Source organism: Enterobacter sp. CGMCC 5087 (assembly GCF_003144775.1).
GTDB lineage: Bacteria > Pseudomonadota > Gammaproteobacteria > Enterobacterales > Enterobacteriaceae > Enterobacter > Enterobacter cloacae_M.
Window position 1 is genome coordinate 1 of the sequence record NZ_QFXN01000205.1, and the last position, 20,224, is coordinate 20,224.

Here is a 20,224-nt window from a genome sequence, read left to right on the forward strand (position 1 = left end):
CACCTTGTAGAGCAGCGTTTCCGTCCGTTCCCGCTGTTCTTCGCGGCTGTAGCCGTGGATCTGCATCGGCTCGGCCACCAGCTGTCGCACCGTCATACCGGGGTTGAGCGAGGAGTAAGGATCCTGAAAAATCGCCTGCATCCGCTTGCGCAGCGGCTTGAGCTCTTTTTCACGGGCGTGGGCGATCGCCTGTCCGGCGAAGTGGATCTCGCCAGAGGTAATATCGAAAAGGCGCAGGATGGCGCGCCCGAGGGTGGATTTTCCGCAGCCGGACTCGCCCACCAGGCCAAACGTCTCGCCGGACTGGATATCAAAGCTCACGCCATCAACCGCCTTCACCGCCGCGCCTTTACGCAGCAAACCGCCGTTAAGCGCATAGTGTTTGCGCAGATCGCGCACGCTTACTAAAGGGGCCTGTTGTTCACTCATGCCTGAATCTCCTTGTCGGCCCATAGCCAGCAGGCGGCGCGATGGCCCTCTCCGGCGGCATAAAATGCAGGCTGTCGTTCACACTGGGGCATGCGCTTCGGGCAGCGTTCCGCGAACGGACAGCCCGGCGGCGGGTTAAGCAGGCCGGGCGGCGAACCTTCAATAGGCGATAGACGTTGATTCACCTCATCCGGGCGCGGCAGCGAGGCCAGCAGCCCCTGGGTGTAAGGATGCGCAGGGCGATAAAAAATGTCCTCCACGCTGCCCTCCTCCATCACCAGCCCGCCGTACATCACCACCACGCGGCTGCAGACCTGCGCCACCACGCCGAGATCGTGGGTGATCAGCAAAATCGCGGTCCGGGTCTGCTGTTGCAGGCTTTTCAGCAGGCGCAGGATCTGCGCCTGAATGGTGACGTCCAGCGCGGTGGTCGGTTCATCGGCAATAAGAAGCTTCGGGTTGCAGGAGAGCGCAATCGCGATCATTACCCGCTGGCGCATGCCGCCGCTGAACTCGTGGGGATACTGGTCGTATCGCCGTTCCGCCCCGGCAATGCCCACCTGTTCCAGCATGGCGATGGCCGCCGCTTTGGCCGCTTTTTTGCTGAGTCCTTTATTGCGCATCAGGATCTCAGCCATCTGCTTGCCGATGGTCAGCACCGGGTTTAGGGCCGTCATCGGATCCTGAAAAATCATCGCGATCTCGTTGCCGCGAATAGCGCGCATCTGCGCGGGCGTTTTCTGCGCCAGGTCCTCATTCTGGAAGCGGATGCTGCCGCCGGTTATCCGTCCGTTGCTCCCCAGAAGCTGGATAATTGACTTACAGGTGACGCTTTTCCCGCAGCCCGATTCGCCGACGATGCCGAGGACTTCCCCCGGCTTAACCTGAAAGCTCACGCCACGCACCGCGTGAACCTCGCCCTCGCGGGTGCGGAACGAGGTTTGCAGGTTCTCAAGCGCTAATAAGTTACTCATCGCGATTCGCTCCCGGCTCAAAGGCGGTACGGAACACATCGCCCAGCACGTTAAAGCTGAACACCGTCAGCAGGATCAGAATCCCTGGGAACATCGCCAGCCACGACGCTTCGCCAATATACGACTGAGCGTTGTTGAGCATGCTTCCCCACGATGCCGCCGGTGCCTGCACGCCGAGCCCAAGGAAACTGAGCGTCGACTCCATCAGAATGGCCGAGGCGATATTGAGCGTGGCGGCCACGATAATGGTCGGCAGCACGCCGGGAATAATGTGGCGCACGATAATGCGCAGCGGGTTTTCCCCCGACGCGCGGGCATAAAGCACATACTCGCGCTCTTTCACCGATAAGGTTTCTGCGCGCACCAGCCGCGACATGTTCATCCACGTCAGCAGGCTGATGATCAGAATGATGTTATCCACGCCCGGCTTGAGGTACGCATTCACCACCAGCAGCAGGAAGAAGGCCGGAATGGCCATCAGGATATCAACGGCGCGCATCATCAGGTTATCCAGCCAGCCGCCGAAATAGCCGCTCACCGTTCCCACCACCGTGCCTATCAGCGTGGAAAAGAGCATCGCCAGAAAACCGACCATCAGGGAAATCTGGCCGCCATACAGCGCGCGGGTAAAGTAGTCGCGGCCATACTCGTCGGTGCCGAACCAGTGCGCGGCATCCGGCGGTAGCGTGCGCGCGCCGAGCGCCATCCGATCCGGATCGTACGGGCTTAAGCCCGCACAGAGCGCGGCGACAACGAAAATAAAAAGCATAAACAGAGAGAACTGCGCCGGACGGTTGCGGCGCAGCTGGTGACGAACCTGCTGCCAGCGTCTGCTCATCCGGGTTACCTCAGCGTACGAATGCGGGGATCGGCGAAGCGATAAAGCACGTCGGCGATCAGGTTACCGACGATCAGCATCATCGATGAGAGCATGATGATCGCCATAATCAGGGGGTAATCCAGCGAGGCGATCGACTGGATCCCGAGCAGCCCCATCCCCGGCCAGGAGAAGACGCTTTCCGTCACATAGGCCCCCACAATCAGCTCTCCGAACGACAGGCCGAACAGGGTAATCACCGGCAGCAGCACGTTTTTCAGCACGTGCCGAAACAGAATACTGGAGCGCGTGGCGCCGTAGGCAAGCTGGGTTTGCACGTAGTCGGCCGAGAGCTGAGAGATGGTGTTGGAACGGATGTAGCGCACATAGCTGGAGAGGTTGTAGAACGTGAGGGCAATACACGGCAGCACGCCGTGACGCAGCAGATCCAGCCCGTTATCCTCCATGCCGATGGTGCGCATTCCCATGCTGGGGAACCAGTTAAGCTGCACGGCAAAAACGGTGATGAGCAGGATGCCGAACCAGAATATCGGAACAGAAATGCCGATATAGGCGAATAAATTGAGCAGATGATCCAGCAAGCGGTGCTTAAATGCCCCCGCCAGCAGCCCCAGCGGGATCGCCAGCACGATCGCCATCAGCAGCGACGCGCCCATCAGCCCCAGCGTGGCCGGAATACGTTCGCCAATCATCTCCAGCACCGGGCGGTGGTAGATCAGCGAATAGCCGAGATCGCCCTGCAGGACGTTTTTCAGCCACAGGACGTACTGCGTGACCAGCGGCTTATCCAGCCCCAGGCTCTGGCGAATACGCTCAATGTCTTCCGGGGCCATACGCGGCGTAATGTACGCCGCCACCGGATCGCCGGGCGCGAGCTTGACCAGCAGAAACGCCACCAGTGAAATAAAAAACAGCATCGGCAGCAGCTGCAGCAGCCGACGCGTGAGGAGTGTGTTCACGACGTGCCCTTACCAAAGCCCCGACCTGACGGCCGGGGCAATCACTTATTTCTGATAGATTTTTGACAGATCCTGGAACAGATAGACCGGTTTCGGCTCCGCTTCCTCGGTGCCGCCAAAACGCTTGTCCACCGCGACGGTCGCATTGGTGTAGGCGATCGGGTAGTACGTCATATCGTTCGCCACGGTCTGCTGAATTTGCTTATAGATATCGGCACGTTTCGCGGCGTCGGTTTCCACTGCACCTTTATCCCACAGGGCATCAAACTGCGGATTTTTGTAATGCGCGTAGTTATAGGCTTCGTTGCTCATGAACAGCGATTTGTAACCGTCTGGCTCGGAGCCCATGATGTAGCCGCCCAGGTTCAGCTCCCACGCGGTGTTGTTCATATCGAGGCTGCGCTGAGACATGGCGTTGGAGTCCAGCGGCATCAGCTCCACGTTCACCCCAATGCCCTTCAGCGCCTGCTGAATGTAGAGCGCCATGCTCTCCTGGGTTTTGTTGGTGTTCACATACGCCAGGCGCAGCTTGAGGTTGTCCGGTGCGCCGGACGTCTTCAGCAGGTCTTTGGCTTTTTGCAGATCGAACTTGTACTGCTCGACGTCATCCGTCTTGTAAAGCGTATCTGGCGTCAGGAACGAGGTCGCCGGTTTAGCGTAGTCCAGCAAGGTAAACGCGGTCTGGGTGAGCTCGTCTTTGTTGATGGCGTAAGCAATGGCCTGACGCAGCTCTTTGCTCTTCATCACCGGCACGTTCTGGTTGAACGTCATATAGGCCAGACGGCCTTCCGGATAGACCACGAAGTCAAACTTACCGGTATTTTTCAGGCGGTTCACGTCCTGCGGGTCAACCATCTTTAGGTTGATTTCTCCGTTTTGCAGCGCAAGGTTGGCGGCGTTGCTGTCTTTGGCGAAACGGTAGGTGACCGAATCAAGCTTCGCTTTGCCGTTCCAGTAATCGTCAAAACGGGTCAGGGCGTAATACTGCCCGGCGCGATACTCTTTGAATTTGAACGGCCCGGAGCCTACCGGCGCATCGTTTTTGCTGCTCTTTTCCAGGTCGCCTTCACCGGCGAACACGTGCTGCGGAATCGGGTAGATCTGTACCAGGGTGCCGGTAAAGGCTGCGCTGACCTGCGGTAGGGTGAACTTAACGGTACGGTCGTCAACCTTACGCACCTCAACAGGCTTGCCGCCGTAGGTGAACATGCTGCGGAAGAAGCTGTGCTGTTTGGCATCCAGCAGCTTGTTAAAGGTGAAGACCACGTCTTCCGCCGTCAGCGGCTGTCCGTCCTGCCATTTCAGGTTGGGTTTTAACGTCAGGGTATAGCTCAGGTTGTCGGCGGAAGGCGTCAGGCTTTCCGCCAGGCCCCACTCGATGTTGCCGTTATTAAAGCTGTACAGCGGGGCGTAGAGCGCCTGCATGATCGTTAACGTCGTACGGTCACTGGCATAGAGCGGATTAACGGCTAGCGGGTCGCCGGAGGTAATTCCAATAATTAGCGAACCGCCCTCTTTTGGCGCGTCGTTTTTTGCCGCTGAGGGCGTATTTGTCTCTTTATTCTTCGCATCATCACAGCCAGCCAGGCCTAACGCGAGCGAAACCACCACTGCCGATAACAGAAGCTTGCGCATCTCACTAACTCCTTGCCTTATAAAGTTTTTATTACTGCATCTTTTATTTATGTTGAAGCATCATATTCAGCTTTATCGGTTTACGCATTAATTATGAAAATGCGATTTTCGATTAAGCTTATGCCGGATTTGTTATATATAAGCGCCAGAAGGAATAGCGGTTAATTGATTGCGCTCGCAACGTTAAACGCTTCACAAATCTCCTGCTACACTGCCTCAACACATCACTCAAAAGGCAGGCCAACATGTCAGACAACACGTATCAGCCACCAAAAGTGTGGGAATGGAAAAAGAACGGCGGCGGCGCGTTCGCCAATATTAACCGCCCGATTTCCGGCGCGACCCATGAGAAAGATCTGCCCGTGGGCTCCCACCCACTGCAGCTTTACTCTCTCGGAACACCGAACGGCCAGAAAGTGACAATCATGCTCGAAGAGCTGCTGGCGCTGGGCGTGACGGGCGCGGAGTATGACGCCTGGTTGATCCGCATCGGCGAAGGAGATCAGTTCTCCAGCGGGTTTGTTGAGGTGAACCCGAACTCGAAAATTCCGGCGCTTCGTGACCACTCCACGAACCCGCCAACGCGCGTATTTGAGTCCGGCAATATCCTGCTTTATCTGGCAGAGAAATTCGGTCACTTCCTGCCGAAAGATCCAGCGGGACGCACCGAGACCCTGAACTGGCTGTTCTGGCTGCAGGGTGCGGCGCCGTTCCTCGGCGGCGGCTTTGGCCACTTCTACAACTATGCCCCGGTAAAAATTGAGTACGCGATTGACCGCTTCACCATGGAAGCCAAACGCCTGTTCGACGTGCTGGATAAACAGCTGGCGCGCGGCCGCTACGTGGCGGGTGAAGAGTACACCATCGCGGATATCGCCATCTGGCCATGGTTCGGCTGCGTGGCGCTGGGCAGCGTCTATAACGCCGCCGAGTTCCTCGACGCAGAGAAGTACACTAACGTCCAGCGCTGGGCGAAAGACGTGGCGAATCGCCATGCCGTTAAGCGCGGCCGCATCGTTAACCGCACCAGCGGCGAGCTGAACGAGCAGCTCCACGAGCGCCACGCGGCGAGCGACTTCGATACCAATACGGAAGATAAGCGTCAGGCGTAATGTTCCGCCGGGCGGATCCCCGCCCGGCAACTGAGATCCCTGCCCAGGGCATGATTAGCTTAAAGGTTGAGCCGGTATTGCTGGCACTATCTGGACGTTTTTCTCGCGTCTGAGAGTGAGAAATGACGTCTCAACCGACAGCAGTCACAAAGGATCTGTTATGAAACTTATTAAAACAACGCTGGTTATCAGCGCCCTCATTTTTTCCACCTCGGGAATGGCTATCGACAAAACCGCCGCTGGTGCGGTAGCAGGCGCGGCCATTGGCGCGGCCACGGGCAAAGATCTGAAATCGACCGTTGGCGGCGCCGTCGTAGGCGCAGGCACGGGTGCCATGTTCAAAAACGGCGGCAAAGGTAAAGCCGCGCGTAAGGGCGGCGCGGTAGGTGCTGCCGTAGGCGCAGGCGCCGCAGCGGTTACCGGCAAGAGCGTGCTGAAAGGTGCAGCCGTTGGTGCGGGCACGGGCGCGCTGATTGGTGAAGCGACGCACTGATAAATACAGCCGGGCAGCGCTGCGTTTGCCCGGCATGAACGACATCCCCGATCGCATTTCCGCTTATTGTTCGTGTCTCATCCTTAAATAATTCCCGCAAACCGCACTAATACTTAATGTCCCGCGCTTTTTGTCTTCCGGACTGTTTCATCTGACGCTTGTCCTGACGGCAGTCGTGATTGCTCTGGTTATTGTTCGCCACGCAGGTCTGCTTCACCTGCCGCGACGCGTCGCGGGTTTCCTGCCTGACATCACGCGCCACGCGCCGCTCCTGCGCCTGCTGGGTCGCACTGGCAGAAACCGAGAACAGCATCAGAAGAATGCAAGAAAGGACAGGAATGACAGATAACGATCTGTTCATAGCAACACCTCGAAGAAGAGAGCCCAGAACGTCAGGGGGTTAGCAAAAGAATAGCAGTTTCAGAAGGGGCTGAATGGGGAAGGCGTTAATAATACAAGGCCGCACAAGGCGGCCTTGTACGCTGCGTTATGCCGTCAGGCGGAACTTCTGCACCGAGCGCTGAAGATCTTCGGTCTGGCGCTCCAGCGCCGCCGCTGCCGCAGAAACCTCTTCAACCAGCGAGGCGTTTTGCTGGGTAACGCCGTCCATCTGGGTAATGGCAATCCCGACCTGCGAAATACCCTTGCTTTGCTCCTCAGAGGCAGAAGCGATTTGCTTCATGATGGTTGTCACTTCCGTCACATCGCGCAAAATCGCATCCATGGTGGTGCCGGTGTCGCTCACCAGCTGCGCCCCCTGCTCTACGCGGGAAACGGAATCGGTAATAAGCCCCTCAATCTCTTTAGCCGCGTTGGCGCTGCGGCTTGCCAGGTTACGAACTTCACCTGCCACCACCGCGAAACCACGCCCCTGTTCACCCGCGCGCGCCGCTTCAACTGCCGCATTGAGTGCCAGAATATTGGTCTGGAAGGCAATGCTGTTGATCACGTTGGTGATTTCAGCAATTTTCTTCGAGCTTTCCGAAATACCGCTCATGGTGGTCACCACCTCTTCCACCAGCGAGCCGCCGCGGCTGGCAGTAGTTGAGGCCACATCAGCCAGCTGGCTGGCCTGACGCGCGCTTTCCGCGTTCAGTTTTACCGTGGCGGTCAGCTGTTCCATGCTGGCTGCCGTCTCTTCCAGCGCAGCCGCCTGCTCTTCGGTACGGGAAGAGAGGTCGTTGTTACCGCTGGAGATTTCCGTCGCACCGCGCCAGATGTTTTCACTGCCGGAGCGAATCGTACTGACCGCTTCGCGCAGACTGTCCTGCATAGCGCTCAGCAGCGGCACCAGCTGCCCCACGCAGTTACGGCCAAACGGCTCAATGGGCTGGCTGAGATCGCCCTGGGCTATCTGGCGGAACTGCAGGCGAATGCGGTCCAGCGGTTTGACCAGCATCGCCACCAGATATCGGTCGGTGAAGAGCAGGATCAGCAAGCCGATAATCGTGGCGGCGATAATCACCGTGCGGGTCATGCTTGTCAGGCCGTCCACCACCACGCGGGTGCTGTCGAGCGACTTCGCGGCGGCATTGTTGAACTCCTCAGCGGCCGCGCCGAACACACGGCTCAGTGGCGGCGTGACGTTGTTGGCCTGCTGGCGATACCCCTCCAGAGCCCCCTGCTTCGCCTGCTGCATTTGCGGCGTGACGCCCTGTTCGAGCAGCGCCTGCCAGGAGCCGATCACCCGGGAAGAGATCTGCTCATCCATCGGGCCTGGGGAGATCGCTTTCATCTCGGCCAGCTTCTTGCCCATGTTATCCAGCGCCTGCTGGGCAGAGGACAGATCCGGCGTGCCGCCTGCGGCTTTGACTTCCATTGCGCGGCTCAGACGGGTCACAAAGCGGAAATATTGATCGTTACCCTGGCTGAGTACCGTCATCTGTTTAACCAGCTGGCGGTCGACTTCATTGCCATCTGATACGCGAGAAAGGGACCAGGTGCTGTACAACCCAACGCCCGCCCACATTAAACAAAAGATCCCGAGAATCGTCAGCATGACGAAACGGATCGTGAAATTACGGAGCATATTCATAAGTCTTCCTTGCCGTGAGGGTGAGTTCGCCCAGAGGCGAGTACTACTCTCGTTATCGGCAGGAAAGAGGGAAATTATAACGTTTTGTGATCATTTTTAATTAGCGTGGCTTCACTGGTCGCACAGCAGTCGTTAATCATTAGGCCCGAGCTTAGGGATGTCATTTGCGATGTGGTAAGTTCAGATGAAAACGTTGTTTCGAAAAATTCATCAATAAGAAAGGAGACATCATGTCCTGGCACCCTTACCCTGGCCGCTATGAGAGTATGCAATATCGTTATTGCGGTAAAAGTGGCCTGCGCCTGCCCGCGCTGTCGCTGGGACTGTGGCATAGTTTCGGCCACATCCAGCCTCTTGACGCCCAGCGCGCGCTGCTGCGAAAAGCCTTCGACCTCGGCATCACCCATTTCGATCTCGCCAATAACTATGGCCCGCCGCCGGGCAGCGCGGAGGAGAATTTCGGCCGCCTGCTGCGTGAGGACTTTGCCGCGTACCGCGACGAGCTGATTATCTCCACCAAGGCGGGTTACGACATGTGGCCGGGGCCGTACGGTTCGGGCGGTTCACGCAAATATCTGCTCGCCAGCCTCGACCAGAGCCTGCAGCGTCTGGGCGTCGACTACGTGGATATTTTCTACTCCCACCGCGTGGATGAAAACACGCCGATGGAAGAGACGGCCTCCGCGCTGGCCCACGCCGTGCAGAGTGGGAAAGCGCTGTATGTCGGCATTTCCTCCTACTCGACCGATCGCACGCAGAAAATGGCCGAGCTGCTGCGCGAGTGGAAGATCCCGCTGCTGATCCACCAGCCGTCCTATAACCTGCTTAACCGCTGGGTCGATAAGACCGGCCTGCTGGATGCGCTGGAAGCAAACGGTACGGGGTGTATCGCCTTTACCCCGCTGGCGCAGGGGCTGCTGACCGGAAAATACCTGAACGGTATTCCTGAAGGTTCACGCATGCAGCGCGAAGGGAATAAAGCGCGCGGCCTGACGCAGAAGATGCTGACCGACGCCAACCTGAGCAGCCTTCGCCTGCTGAATGAGATGGCGCAGGCGCGCGGACAAACGATGGCGCAGATGGCGCTAAGCTGGCTGCTGAAAGATGCGCGCGTGACGTCCGTGCTGATTGGCGCAAGCCGCCCGGAACAGCTGGAAGAGAATGTTCAGGCGCTGGAAAACCTGCGCTTTACGGAGGACGAACTCAAGCGGATTGACCAGCATGTTGCGGATGGGGAGTTGAATCTGTGGCAGGCGTCGTCGGATAAATAGTGCGGTCTGATGCCTTCCCCCCTCACCCTAACCCTAACCCTCACCCCAAAGGGGAGAGGGGACTGCTCGGTACGGCTTTTCTCCCCTTTGGGGAAAGGGCGGGGTGAGGGGTATTAGATGTACTTTACTTCTTACTGATCTTATCCAGATACCCCATCACAAACGCAGACAGCACAAACGTCAGGTGGATGATGACGTACCACATCAGTTTGTTATCCGGCACGTTCTTCGCGTCCATAAACACGCGTAGCAGGTGGATAGAGGAGATTGCCACAATCGACGCGGCCACTTTATTCTTCAGCGACGAAGCATCCATTTTGCCCAGCCAGCTGAGCTTCTCTTTACGCTCGTCGATATCGAGCTGGGAGACAAAATTCTCGTAGCCGGAGAACATCACCATCACCAGCAGCCCGCCCACCAGGGTCATATCCACCAGCGACAGCAGTACCAGAATCAAATCCGCTTCGGCAATAGAAAAAATGTTCGGCAGAACATGCCAGATTTCCTGAAAGAACTTAATCGTCAGCGCGATAAGTGCCAGCGAGAGGCCAAAATAGACGGGGGCCAGTATCCAGCGAGAGGCGTACATGGCATTTTCAAAAAAGCGTTCCATAAAGTCCTGTTTGCAAAAGAAACCAGCGCCCAGTATATCTCAACGGCGCTGGCTGTTTGCAATAACTCAACGGTACGTCACTCAGACGTTGTCTGGGTTAACCTCGGGACGTGCGTACTCCGGCCAGACAAGCGCCACCAGTTCAGGATAGGCTTCCAGACTGAACTCGCGAAAACACTGGCGCAAATTTAATACGTCCAGATCGGAATAAGAGACCTTCTCGCCGTTAAGGCAGCGCTTTTTAATATTGTCATAATATTTATAGACTGCTGAATTCAGATCGCTACAGCGACGCTGCGCCTCAAACAGTCCGGGCGTATCATTAATTTCCGACATTTTCATGCGCTTAATTGTCGCGTGTAAAAAGTCGATATATTCGTGGTTCACCCGCCAGTACCAGACAGGCGTAACGGAGTTCATCAATACAGAGAAATGGTCTTCCCCTTCCTCTTTTGTCATCAGTTCAGGTTGCGGGGGTTCACTGGTGTCTTTCGACACTTTCGTTTTATTGAACTCCTGCATCAATAAAAGCACACCAGCGGTCAGTAATAGTAATGTGATGACCGTAAAAAAGATGCTGTTCATGGGTAGGCTCCATTTTTTTTGATTTTAAATTTGCCTCATGATATTGTCAACGAATCTCACGCCTTTACCAACCCCACCCTGTTGAAAATAAAGGAAATTAAAAATGCTGCCCGACTATCTCGTCCCGGCTAAGTACCACATTACGCCTGTGGAACAGCAACCGACGGAAGCAGAAAAAGAGGCCAGTTTCACTCAGGGGAAAAGAAAGCTCTCTGATTTCGAGCCCGATATATTAATTGGTGTTTCCCGAACTGGCAAATCCCGAAATATGTTGCTGGAAGAGCACGATCGCCATATAAAAGACCGCTTATTTCGCGCCATAAAAATTGAAGCCTTTGTCCACCTGCTGAATGACCTGCAGGCCGAGGGTGAAATAGATGCCCAGAAACTAAGTCAAATAATGGCCGAGAAAACCGAAGAAATTAATGAAGCGGGCAATGAAATTTGGCTTAATTTAATTACGCGCGAAAAAAACAACCCAATTTTTTATAGCCTGGGGGAAGATTAACGTGAAAGAAGTTAAAAACAACGACGTTTATTTGACTTTAGAAGATAAAAAAAGTGATGAATTTATCTTAAAGCAAAATCTCGACGCGCTGAAAAACACAAAAAATGACGAGATGACGCGTATTACGCAAGACCTGGTATCGATCCCGGCGACGCTGGTTCGTCTGAAATGGCAGAATCGCCGTGAAATTTATCCGCTACAGGTCAAAGAAGAAATTTACGGTGCCGTGATGAACGCCATCATAGAGCAGCGTCCCGAGCTGAAAGAGAAGCTTCTGGGACGTCTTGAGGCCAATTATCAATATCTGCTTGCCAGAGAAATCGCCACCCTGCGTCTGACGCGAAAGCTGTCCGACGGTGAGTACCGTACCTCAAACGTCACCTGCGTGGCGCTTGATGAGGACGCGCTGGCAACCCCCTCTACCGCACCGACGGATAGCAAAAACGCATAAACCGGCAGGCATAAAAAAAGCCGGCTTTCGCCAGCTTCTTTATCACTTCGAGGCCGCTTTCTCTTCGCCGACCAGTCCAATCTTCAGGTAACCCGCCTGATGCAGCGTGTCCATTACCTTCATCATGGTTTCATAATCAACCGTTTTATCCGCACGGAAGAAGACCGTGGTGTCTTTTTTACCGCCCGTAAGCTGCTCCAGCGCCGGGATGACCGAGTCGGCCGTCACCGGGTCGTTCCCGAGGAACATGGATTTATCCGCCTTCACCGACAGGTAGATAGGCTTCTCCGGGCGCGGCTGGGGCTGGCTGGAAGAGGCAGGCAGATTGACCTTCACATCGACCGTCGCCAGCGGCGCAGCCACCATGAAGATAATCAGCAGAACCAGCATGACGTCGATAAACGGCGTCACGTTGATTTCATGCATTTCGCCGTTATCGTCCAGATTTTCGTTTAGACGCATCGCCATACTCTTAACCTGCGCGCAGTTTAGACGCCGCGTGCACCGGCTTAACCGAGCTGGCGTTCAGGTCGAGATCGCGGCTTTGCAGCAGCAGAACCTGCGCGGCAACGTCACCCAGCGTGGCTTTGTAGCTGCCAATCATACGCGCGAAGATGTTGTAGATGACCACCGCCGGAATAGCGGCAACCAGACCGATTGCCGTCGCCAACAGCGCTTCTGCGATACCCGGCGCCACGACCGCCAGGTTGGTGGTTTGGGTCTGCGCGATACCGATAAAGCTGTTCATGATGCCCCAGACCGTTCCGAAAAGACCGATAAACGGTGAGATCGCGCCGATGGTCGCCAGATAACCATTGCCGCGTCCCATGTGTCGGCCAACGGCCGCAACGCGACGCTCCAGGCGGAAACCGGTACGTTCTTTGATGCCTTCGTTATCTTCACTGCCAGCGGAGAGTTCCAGCTCGTTCTGTGCTTCATTCACTAACAGGGTGGTCAGGCTTTTCGCGTGAAAGGATGAGGTCATATCTGCAGCCTGATCCAGAGAGCGGGCTTCTGCCAGCTGCTGCTGTTCCCGCTTAAGGCGGCGCTTCTGAGAAAGCAGCTCGGCGCTCTTGCTGAAGAAAATAGCCCAGGTGACAACGGACGCCAGAATCAGGCCGATCATCACAATCTTAACCACGATGTCAGCATGCTGATACATGCCCCAAACGGAGAGATCCGTCTGCATCAAATTATTACCCACTCTGTATCTCCAGGACGCAAATCACAAAATCTGAGCGTAATAATATCAAAACGTCGTCGAATTGATAGTAGTTCTCATTAGTATTTGCATGGTGCCGTAATTTTCGCTCACTTTCCTTGCGCTTACGCAGTAAAAATTTCTTATGCGAATTTTTGCTAATATTTTCTGCTTATTCGATAAGCCTCGGGGTGCAGTTTTTTCCAATCGTGGTAGTCTGGACGTCCAGACGTATAAAAACAGGGTTAGCGAACATGACAAAGAAGCATCTTGATACCACGCTGGTACAGGCAGGACGCAGCAAAAAATATACGCAGGGATCGGTCAACAGCGTGATTCAACGAGCCTCCTCGCTGGTGTTTGATACCGTTGAGGAGAAAAAAATTGCCACGCGCAACCGCGCGAAAGGCGGGCTGTTTTATGGCCGTCGCGGCACGCTAACCCATTTCTCTCTTCAGGAAGCGATGTGCGAACTGGAAGGCGGCGCGGGCTGCGCGCTGTTCCCGTGCGGGGCGGCGGCGGTCGCCAACACCATTCTGGCGTTTGTGGAACAGGGCGACCATATCCTGATGACCAACACCGCCTACGAGCCCAGCCAGGACTTCTGCACCAAAATCCTCAGCAAGCTCGGCGTAACGACCGGCTGGTTCGACCCGATGATTGGCGAAGGCATTGCCGAACTTATTCAGCCAAACACGCGCATTGTGTTCCTGGAATCTCCGGGATCGCTCACCATGGAAGTTCACGACGTGCCGGCTATCGTGAAGGCCGTGCGCAGCAAAGCCCCAGAGGCGATCGTGATGATCGACAACACCTGGGCGGCGGGCGTGCTGTTTAAAGCGCTGGAGTTCGACATTGATATCTCGATTCAGGCGGCGACGAAATACCTGATAGGCCACTCTGACGGCATGATTGGCACCGCGGTTTCCAACGCGCGCTGCTGGGATCAGCTGCGTGAAAATGCCTACCTGATGGGCCAGATGGTGGATGCAGATACGGCCTACATGACCAGCCGCGGACTCCGCACGCTGGGCGTTCGCCTGCGTCAGCACCATGAAAGCAGCCTGAAGGTGGCCGAATGGCTGGCGCAGCATCCGCAGGTTGAGCGCGTGAATCATCCCGCGCTACCGGGCAGTAAAGGCCACGAATTTTGGCAGCGTGACTTTACGGGCAGCAGCGGTTTGTTCTCGTTCGTGCTGAAAAAGCGGCTGAATAACGACGAGCTGGCGAGCTATCTGGATAATTTTACCCTCTTCAGCATGGCCTACTCCTGGGGCGGTTTTGAATCCCTGATCCTGCCTAATCAGCCGGAACAGGTTGCGGCTCTGCGTCCCGGCGGTGAAGTGGACTTCAGCGGTACCCTGATTCGACTGCATATCGGTTTAGAAAACGTTGACGATCTGATTGCCGATTTAGCAGCAGGGTTCGAGCGTATCGTGTAGAGTGCTGGCTGAAAATGTACTCTCTGGACGCTTTTGTGGACACGGCGATGAGAAAAGTCTGCATGAGTTGCGCCCGGGATCAAACCCGACGGGCGAATAAGGGAGTACAATAGCGCTATATCTGCTGTTCCACAGGAAAGTCCATGGCTGTTATTCAAGATATTATCGCGGCGCTCTGGCAACACGACTTTGCCGCGCTGGCGGATCCTCACGTCGTCGGTATCGTTTACCTCGTGATGTTCGCAACACTGTTTCTGGAAAATGGATTACTGCCAGCCTCGTTTTTACCCGGCGACAGCCTGCTTTTACTTGCCGGGGCATTAATCGGGAAAGGCGTCATGGACTTCACGCCAACGATGGTTATTCTCACCTCTGCAGCCAGCCTGGGCTGCTGGCTGAGCTATCTGCAGGGCCGCTGGCTTGGGAATACCCGCGTCGTAAAAGGCTGGCTGGCGCAGTTACCGCATAAATATCATCAGCGTGCGACCTGCATGTTCGACAGGCATGGCCTGCTGGCCCTGCTGGCGGGGCGTTTCCTCGCGTTTGTTCGCACGCTTCTGCCTACGATGGCGGGCATTTCCGGTCTGTCAAACCGCCGCTTCCAGTTCTTCAACTGGCTGAGCGCTCTGCTGTGGGTGGGTGTAGTCACCACGCTCGGCTATGCGCTGAATATGATCCCCTTTGTGAAACACCATGAAGATCAGGTGATGACCTTCCTGATGGTACTGCCGATGTTCCTGCTGGTGGCAGGACTGGTGGGAACCATCGCGGTGGTGATTAAGAAGAAGTACTGCAGCGCGTGATCCCCTCACCCTGACCCTCTCCCCATAGGGGAGAGAGGAAAAAGCTTAAGCTCCCTGCATGGTTCGGATGCGTGATGCATCTTCTCCCGGCGTGACGCCGAAATAGCGCTTAAACTCCCGACTGAACTGCGACGCACTCTCGTAACCCACCCGCATTGCCGCCGCGCTGGCCTTCATGCCGTCGTGGATCATCAGCATCCGCGCCTTATGCAGCCGGTAGGTTTTAAGGTACTGCAGCGGCGAGGTGCTGGTCACCGACTTGAAGTTATGATGAAACGCCGAGACGCTCATGTTCGCTTCCGCCGCCAGCTGGTCGACGCTGAGGTTTTCCGTGTACTGGCTTTCAATACGCTTGAGCACGCGGCTTATCAGGCTGAAGTGGGTCTGCCGGCTCACAAGAGCCAGCAGCGCCCCGCCCCCCGGCCCCAGCAGCACATGGTAGAGAATTTCGCGGACGATCTGCTTGCCCAGAATACGCGCGTCCAGCGGCCTTTCCATCACGTCCAGCAGACGTTCAATGGCGCAGAGGATCTCTTCCGACAGCGTCGCCGAGTTAATCCCGCTCGACGCCATAGACGGCTGGAAGAACTCATCTTCGCCAATCTCCATTAGCAGCTCCTGCAGCTGAAGAATATCGACGTTGACGCGAATACCGGCCAGCGGGACGGCTTCTGTCGCGAAGGTTTCACATTCGAAGGGTAAAGGTACCGTCAGGAGCAGATATTCATTGGTGTCGTAGCGGAACACGCGCTCGTTGATATAGCCAATTTTATGGCCCGAGAAGAGAAAAACGATGCCCGGCTGGTACATGACCGGCGTGCGCGTCCCGGGCTGCGTGCCATAAAGCAGGCGAATGTCAGGAAGCAGATCGCTGACACCATTTTCTTTATCTATCAGTCTTTTAATCTGCACAGTGAGCTGATGGCAGATCGCTTCACGGTTCATATTACGTTACTCCGGGTACGGTTTCCGACGTTGACAGTGTGCGTCGTTTTCCGCGCTTTCTCCAGCGCTCTGTAGAAATGGGCAAGACATCGGCAGGAATGTGCATTGAGAGGATAGCCCCGGACGGCCACAATGTGCAGCATCAGGTCGCCCTCTGCGCCACCACGGTTTTTCACCCACTAAAGGGAACGAGCAATGAACAACTTTAATCTTCACACCCCAACCCGCATTCTGTTTGGTAAAGACGCTATCGCCGATCTGCGCGCACAGATCCCTGCTGAAGCCCGCGTACTGATCACCTACGGTGGCGGCAGCGTGAAAAAAACCGGCGTGCTGGATCAGGTTTACAGCGCCCTGAACGGTCTGGACGTGCGTGAGTTCGGCGGCATCGAGCCAAACCCGTCTTACGAAACGCTGATGAACGCGGTGAAAATCGCTCGCGAAGAAAACATTACCTTCCTGCTGGCCGTCGGCGGCGGCTCCGTGCTGGACGGCACCAAATTCATCGCGGCGGCAGCGCACTATGCTGACGGCATCGATCCGTGGCACATTCTGGAAACTCGCGGCAGCGACATTAAAAGCGCCATCCCGATGGGCTCCGTGCTGACCCTGCCGGCCACCGGCTCTGAATCCAACAAGGGCGCGGTGATCTCCCGTAAAACGACCGGCGACAAACAGGCCTTTATGAACGAACACGTTCAGCCTGTGTTCGCGATCCTGGATCCGGTTTACACCTACACCCTGCCTGCGCGTCAGGTGGCGAACGGCGTGGTCGACGCCTTTGTTCATACCGTTGAGCAGTACGTCACGTATCCGGTGAATGCCAAAATTCAGGATCGCTTCGCGGAAGGCATTCTGCTGACGCTCGTCGAAGAAGGTCCGAAAGCGCTGAAAGAGCCGGAAAATTACGACGTGCGTGCCAACGTCATGTGGGCGGCAACGCAGGCGCTGAACGGCCTGATCGGCGCTGGCGTACCGCAGGACTGGGCAACCCACATGCTGGGCCACGAGCTGACGGCGATGCACGGTCTGGACCACGCGCAAACGCTGGCCGTTGTGCTGCCTGCGCTGTGGAACGAAAAACGGGACACCAAGCGTGCCAAACTGCTGCAGTACGCAGAACGCGTGTGGAACATCACCGAGGGTTCTGACGATGCGCGTATTGATGCCGCCATCGAAGCGACCCGCAGCTTCTTTGAAGGTCTGGGCGTGCCAACGCGTCTCTCTGGCTACGGTCTGGACGGCAGCTCCATCCCTGCCCTGCTGGCGAAACTCGAAGAACACGGCATGACCCACCTGGGCGAGCACGGCGACATTACGCTGGACGTCAGCCGTCGCATCTACGAAGCGGCACGCTAAGCGTTTTTGCCCTCCCGACTTTCGTTTTTTGACATTTCGTCCAGACTTAATGCACAACCCATCGCCGGAGGAACCCTCCGGCGATGCGCACCTGAAGGAGGAAAAATGGCAAACCAAACCGTAATCAAGCTGCAGGACGGCAACGTGATGCCCCAGCTGGGGCTAGGTGTATGGAAAGCCGGTAACGACGAGGTCGTCTCCGCCATTCATAAAGCCCTGGAAGTCGGCTATCGGTCCATTGATACCGCCGCCGCATATAAAAACGAGGACGGCGTGGGTAAGGCACTGGCCAGCGCTGGCGTCCCCCGCGATGAGTTATTCATCACCACGAAACTGTGGAACGACGATCAAAAACGGCCCCGCGAAGCGCTGGAGGAGAGCCTGGAGAAACTCCAGCTCGATTTCGTCGATCTCTGGCTGATGCACTGGCCGGTTCCGGCTATCGATCACTACGTTGACGCCTGGAAAGGGATGATTGAACTGCAGAAAGAGGGGCTGGTGAAAAGCATCGGCGTCTGTAATTTCCAGGTTCATCACCTGCAGCGGCTGATTGACGAGACTGGCGTTGCGCCAGTGATTAACCAGATCGAGCTGCACCCGCTGATGCAGCAGCGCCAGCTTCATGCCTGGAACGCCACGCATAAAATCCAGACCGAGTCCTGGAGCCCGCTGGCGCAGGGCGGCGAAGGGGTATTCGATCAAAAGATTATCCGTGAGCTGGCGGATAAATACGGTAAAACCCCGGCGCAAATCGTCATTCGCTGGCATCTGGACAACGGCCTGGTGGTCATTCCGAAATCGGTCACGCCGTCGCGCATCGCCGAGAACTTCGACGTCTGGGATTTCCGTCTGGACAAAGAAGAGCTGGGTGAGATTGCGAAGCTGGATAAGGGTAAACGTTTAGGCCCTGACCCTGATCAGTTTGGCGGGTAGTCGCGTAAAAAAGCCGGGTGGCGGCTTCGCCTTACCCGGCCTACGTGTCGACATAAAAAACCCCGGCTTGCCGGGGTTTTTTATTTACGCTTTGCGCTTCACGGGCTTCTTCACACTCGAATTACCGTTCGAACGCTGATGCACAATCGGCGTGTGCTTGGTCAGCGCCGGGCGCGTATTGCGGTTCTGGCGACGCGCTTCGCGCATCTCATCCAGCGTTGGGGCCGGTACCAGACAGTCGCGGCGCGAGCCGATCAGGTGTTTTTTACCCATCTCTTCCAGCGCCTGACGGATCAGCGGCCAGTTTTTCGGATCGTGGTAACGCAGCAGCGCTTTATGCAGACGACGCTGTTTATCCCCTTTCGGCACCACCACCTCTTCACTCTTGTAGCCAATCTTACTCAGCGGGTTCTTGCCGGTGTAATACATGGTCGTCGAGTTGGCGAGCGGTGACGGATAGAAGTTCTGCACCTGATCCAGACGGAAGCGACGCTGCTTCAGCCACAGCGCCAGGTTCACCATGTCTTCATCGCGCGTGCCCGGGTGGGCGGAGATGAAGTATGGGATCAGATACTGCTCTTTACCCGCCTGCTTTGAATAGGTATCGAACAGCTCTTTAAAGCGATCGTAGCTGCCCATGCCCGGCTTCATCATTTTCGACAGCGGGCCTTCCTCGGTGTGCTCCGGCGCAATCTTCAGATAGCCGCCGACGTGGTGCGTCGCCAGCTCTTTGATGTAGCGCGGATCTTCCACGGCGATGTCGTAACGTACCCCGGACGCGATCAGGATCTTCTTGATGCCCTTCAGGTCGCGTGCGCGGCGGTAGAGGTTGATCGTCGGCTCGTGGTTGGTGTCCATATGCTCGCAAATGCTCGGATAGACGCAGGAGAGGCGACGGCAGGTTTGCTCCGCGCGCGGCGACTTGCAGCGCAGCATGTACATGTTCGCGGTTGGGCCGCCAAGGTCGGAAATCACGCCGGTAAAGCCCGGCACCGAGTCGCGAATCGCTTCGATCTCATTGATGATCGAATCTTCAGAGCGGCTCTGGATAATACGGCCTTCGTGCTCGGTAATGGAGCAGAACGAACAGCCGCCGAAGCAGCCGCGCATGATGTTGATCGAGAAGCGGATCATCTCATACGCCGGGATACGGGCGTTGCCGTACGCCGGGTGCGGAACGCGTTTGTACGGTAGCGCAAAGACGCTGTCCATCTCTTCGGTGGAGAGCGGGATCGCCGGCGGGTTGATCCAGATAAAGCGCTCGCCGTGCTTCTGCATCAGCGCGCGGGCGCAGCCAGGGTTGGTTTCATGGTGCAGAATACGGGACGCGTGCGCGTAGAGCACCTTGTCGGCTTTCACCTTCTCGTAGGACGGCAGCAGCACGTAGGTCTTTTCCCACGGTTTCGGGCGCGGCGGCTGCACAACGATAGCCTTCGCTTCCGCTTTTTTCGGCTCAACCGGCTTGTTATCGGCACACGGCAGATCTTCGCCGTACGGGTGCGGGATCGGGTCGATTTTGCCCGGCATATCAATGATGCGGGAATCCACCCCGCTCCAGCCCGGGAGCGCCTCTTTCACCATAATGGCGGTATTGCGCACGTCGCGGATGCTGCTAACCGGCTCACCCTGCGACAGACG

Annotated in this window: 22 protein-coding genes; 9 read left to right on the forward strand and 13 right to left on the reverse strand. The window is 56.5% G+C overall.

Features of this window, described 5'->3' with window-relative positions; translation table 11 throughout:
• The 5 genes from DEO48_RS16530 to DEO48_RS16550 all read right to left on the reverse strand — a co-directional run.
• Positions 1–429 (reverse strand): ATP-binding cassette domain-containing protein (locus DEO48_RS16530; protein WP_146198294.1); only part of this gene is annotated, 429 nt, incomplete at its 3' end.
• Positions 426–1,403 carry an ABC transporter ATP-binding protein gene (locus DEO48_RS16535; RefSeq protein ID WP_109845760.1) on the reverse strand — a complete coding sequence of 326 codons (978 nt, stop codon included), beginning with the start codon at positions 1,401–1,403 and terminating at the stop codon, positions 426–428. The genes DEO48_RS16530 and DEO48_RS16535, both read right to left, overlap by 4 nt.
• On the reverse strand, positions 1,396–2,241 hold the full coding sequence (locus DEO48_RS16540; RefSeq protein ID WP_109845761.1) for an ABC transporter permease: 846 nt from the start codon (positions 2,239–2,241) through the stop codon (positions 1,396–1,398). The genes DEO48_RS16535 and DEO48_RS16540 overlap by 8 nt, the downstream gene beginning before the upstream one ends.
• A gap of 5 nt (positions 2,242–2,246) precedes the next feature.
• Entirely contained in the window at positions 2,247–3,200 is a 954-nt protein-coding gene (locus DEO48_RS16545) for an ABC transporter permease (RefSeq protein ID WP_109845762.1), read from the reverse strand.
• A 45-nt stretch (positions 3,201–3,245) separates the two neighbouring features.
• Positions 3,246–4,835 carry an ABC transporter substrate-binding protein gene (locus DEO48_RS16550; protein WP_109845763.1) on the reverse strand — a complete coding sequence of 530 codons (1,590 nt, stop codon included), beginning with the start codon at positions 4,833–4,835 and terminating at the stop codon, positions 3,246–3,248.
• A gap of 245 nt (positions 4,836–5,080) precedes the next feature.
• Between DEO48_RS16550 and yghU the strand changes: the two genes are divergently transcribed.
• On the forward strand, positions 5,081–5,947 hold the full coding sequence (yghU, locus tag DEO48_RS16555; protein ID WP_023309162.1) for a glutathione-dependent disulfide-bond oxidoreductase: 867 nt from the start codon (positions 5,081–5,083) through the stop codon (positions 5,945–5,947).
• Between the two features lie 160 nt (positions 5,948–6,107).
• On the forward strand, positions 6,108–6,440 hold the full coding sequence (locus DEO48_RS16560; protein WP_029740720.1) for a hypothetical protein: 333 nt from the start codon (positions 6,108–6,110) through the stop codon (positions 6,438–6,440).
• A 106-nt stretch (positions 6,441–6,546) separates the two neighbouring features.
• Here DEO48_RS16560 and DEO48_RS16565 read toward each other — a convergent pair whose 3' ends face one another.
• Together DEO48_RS16565 and DEO48_RS16570 are read right to left on the reverse strand one after the other, a co-directional pair.
• On the reverse strand, positions 6,547–6,801 hold the full coding sequence (locus tag DEO48_RS16565) for a hypothetical protein (protein ID WP_023309166.1): 255 nt from the start codon (positions 6,799–6,801) through the stop codon (positions 6,547–6,549).
• Positions 6,802–6,927: 126 nt separating this feature from the next.
• A complete protein-coding gene (locus DEO48_RS16570; RefSeq protein WP_109845764.1) occupies positions 6,928–8,475 on the reverse strand; it encodes a methyl-accepting chemotaxis protein in 1,548 nt (515 codons plus the stop codon).
• 230 nt (positions 8,476–8,705) lie between these two features.
• On the opposite strand from DEO48_RS16570, the gene DEO48_RS16575 reads away from it, so the two are divergent.
• Positions 8,706–9,746 carry an aldo/keto reductase gene (locus tag DEO48_RS16575; protein ID WP_109845765.1) on the forward strand — a complete coding sequence of 347 codons (1,041 nt, stop codon included), beginning with the start codon at positions 8,706–8,708 and terminating at the stop codon, positions 9,744–9,746.
• 124 nt (positions 9,747–9,870) lie between these two features.
• Here DEO48_RS16575 and DEO48_RS16580 read toward each other — a convergent pair whose 3' ends face one another.
• Both DEO48_RS16580 and DEO48_RS16585 read right to left on the reverse strand, forming a co-directional pair.
• A complete protein-coding gene (locus DEO48_RS16580; RefSeq protein ID WP_023309169.1) occupies positions 9,871–10,359 on the reverse strand; it encodes a TIGR00645 family protein in 489 nt (162 codons plus the stop codon).
• Between the two features lie 81 nt (positions 10,360–10,440).
• Entirely contained in the window at positions 10,441–10,944 is a 504-nt protein-coding gene (locus DEO48_RS16585) for an ESA_00282 family adhesion-associated protein (protein ID WP_023309170.1), read from the reverse strand.
• 103 nt (positions 10,945–11,047) lie between these two features.
• On the opposite strand from DEO48_RS16585, the gene DEO48_RS16590 reads away from it, so the two are divergent.
• Together DEO48_RS16590 and DEO48_RS16595 are read left to right on the forward strand one after the other, a co-directional pair.
• On the forward strand, positions 11,048–11,452 hold the full coding sequence (locus DEO48_RS16590) for a hypothetical protein (protein WP_023309171.1): 405 nt from the start codon (positions 11,048–11,050) through the stop codon (positions 11,450–11,452).
• Between the two features lies 1 nt (position 11,453).
• Positions 11,454–11,903 (forward strand): cytoplasmic protein, encoded by a 450-nt coding sequence (locus DEO48_RS16595; protein WP_109845766.1) that lies wholly within the window; start codon positions 11,454–11,456, stop codon positions 11,901–11,903.
• Between the two features lie 42 nt (positions 11,904–11,945).
• Here the strand turns inward: DEO48_RS16595 and exbD are convergent, their stop codons facing one another.
• On the reverse strand, positions 11,946–12,371 hold the full coding sequence (gene exbD / locus DEO48_RS16600; RefSeq protein WP_023309173.1) for a TonB system transport protein ExbD: 426 nt from the start codon (positions 12,369–12,371) through the stop codon (positions 11,946–11,948).
• 4 nt (positions 12,372–12,375) lie between these two features.
• Positions 12,376–13,107: a tol-pal system-associated acyl-CoA thioesterase gene (exbB, locus tag DEO48_RS16605; protein ID WP_023309174.1), complete on the reverse strand. Its 732-nt coding sequence runs from the start codon at positions 13,105–13,107 to the stop codon at positions 12,376–12,378.
• A 251-nt stretch (positions 13,108–13,358) separates the two neighbouring features.
• Between exbB and metC the strand changes: the two genes are divergently transcribed.
• Both metC and yghB read left to right on the forward strand, forming a co-directional pair.
• Positions 13,359–14,546, forward strand: coding sequence for a cystathionine beta-lyase (metC, locus tag DEO48_RS16610; RefSeq protein ID WP_109845767.1), 1,188 nt, complete (start codon positions 13,359–13,361; stop codon positions 14,544–14,546).
• A gap of 143 nt (positions 14,547–14,689) precedes the next feature.
• Positions 14,690–15,349 (forward strand): DedA family general envelope maintenance protein YghB, encoded by a 660-nt coding sequence (yghB, locus tag DEO48_RS16615; protein WP_023309176.1) that lies wholly within the window; start codon positions 14,690–14,692, stop codon positions 15,347–15,349.
• A 45-nt stretch (positions 15,350–15,394) separates the two neighbouring features.
• On the opposite strand, the gene DEO48_RS16620 is transcribed toward yghB, so the two are convergent.
• Entirely contained in the window at positions 15,395–16,294 is a 900-nt protein-coding gene (locus tag DEO48_RS16620; protein WP_109845768.1) for an AraC family transcriptional regulator, read from the reverse strand.
• A gap of 195 nt (positions 16,295–16,489) precedes the next feature.
• Here DEO48_RS16620 and yqhD point away from each other — a divergent pair, with 195 nt between their 5' ends.
• A complete protein-coding gene (gene yqhD, locus DEO48_RS16625) occupies positions 16,490–17,653 on the forward strand; it encodes an alcohol dehydrogenase (RefSeq protein ID WP_109845769.1) in 1,164 nt (387 codons plus the stop codon).
• 105 nt (positions 17,654–17,758) lie between these two features.
• On the forward strand, positions 17,759–18,586 hold the full coding sequence (gene dkgA / locus DEO48_RS16630; protein WP_023309179.1) for a 2,5-didehydrogluconate reductase DkgA: 828 nt from the start codon (positions 17,759–17,761) through the stop codon (positions 18,584–18,586).
• A gap of 84 nt (positions 18,587–18,670) precedes the next feature.
• Here the strand turns inward: dkgA and DEO48_RS16635 are convergent.
• The coding region (locus DEO48_RS16635; RefSeq protein WP_109845770.1) for a YgiQ family radical SAM protein at positions 18,671–20,224 on the reverse strand (1,554 nt) is incomplete at its 5' end.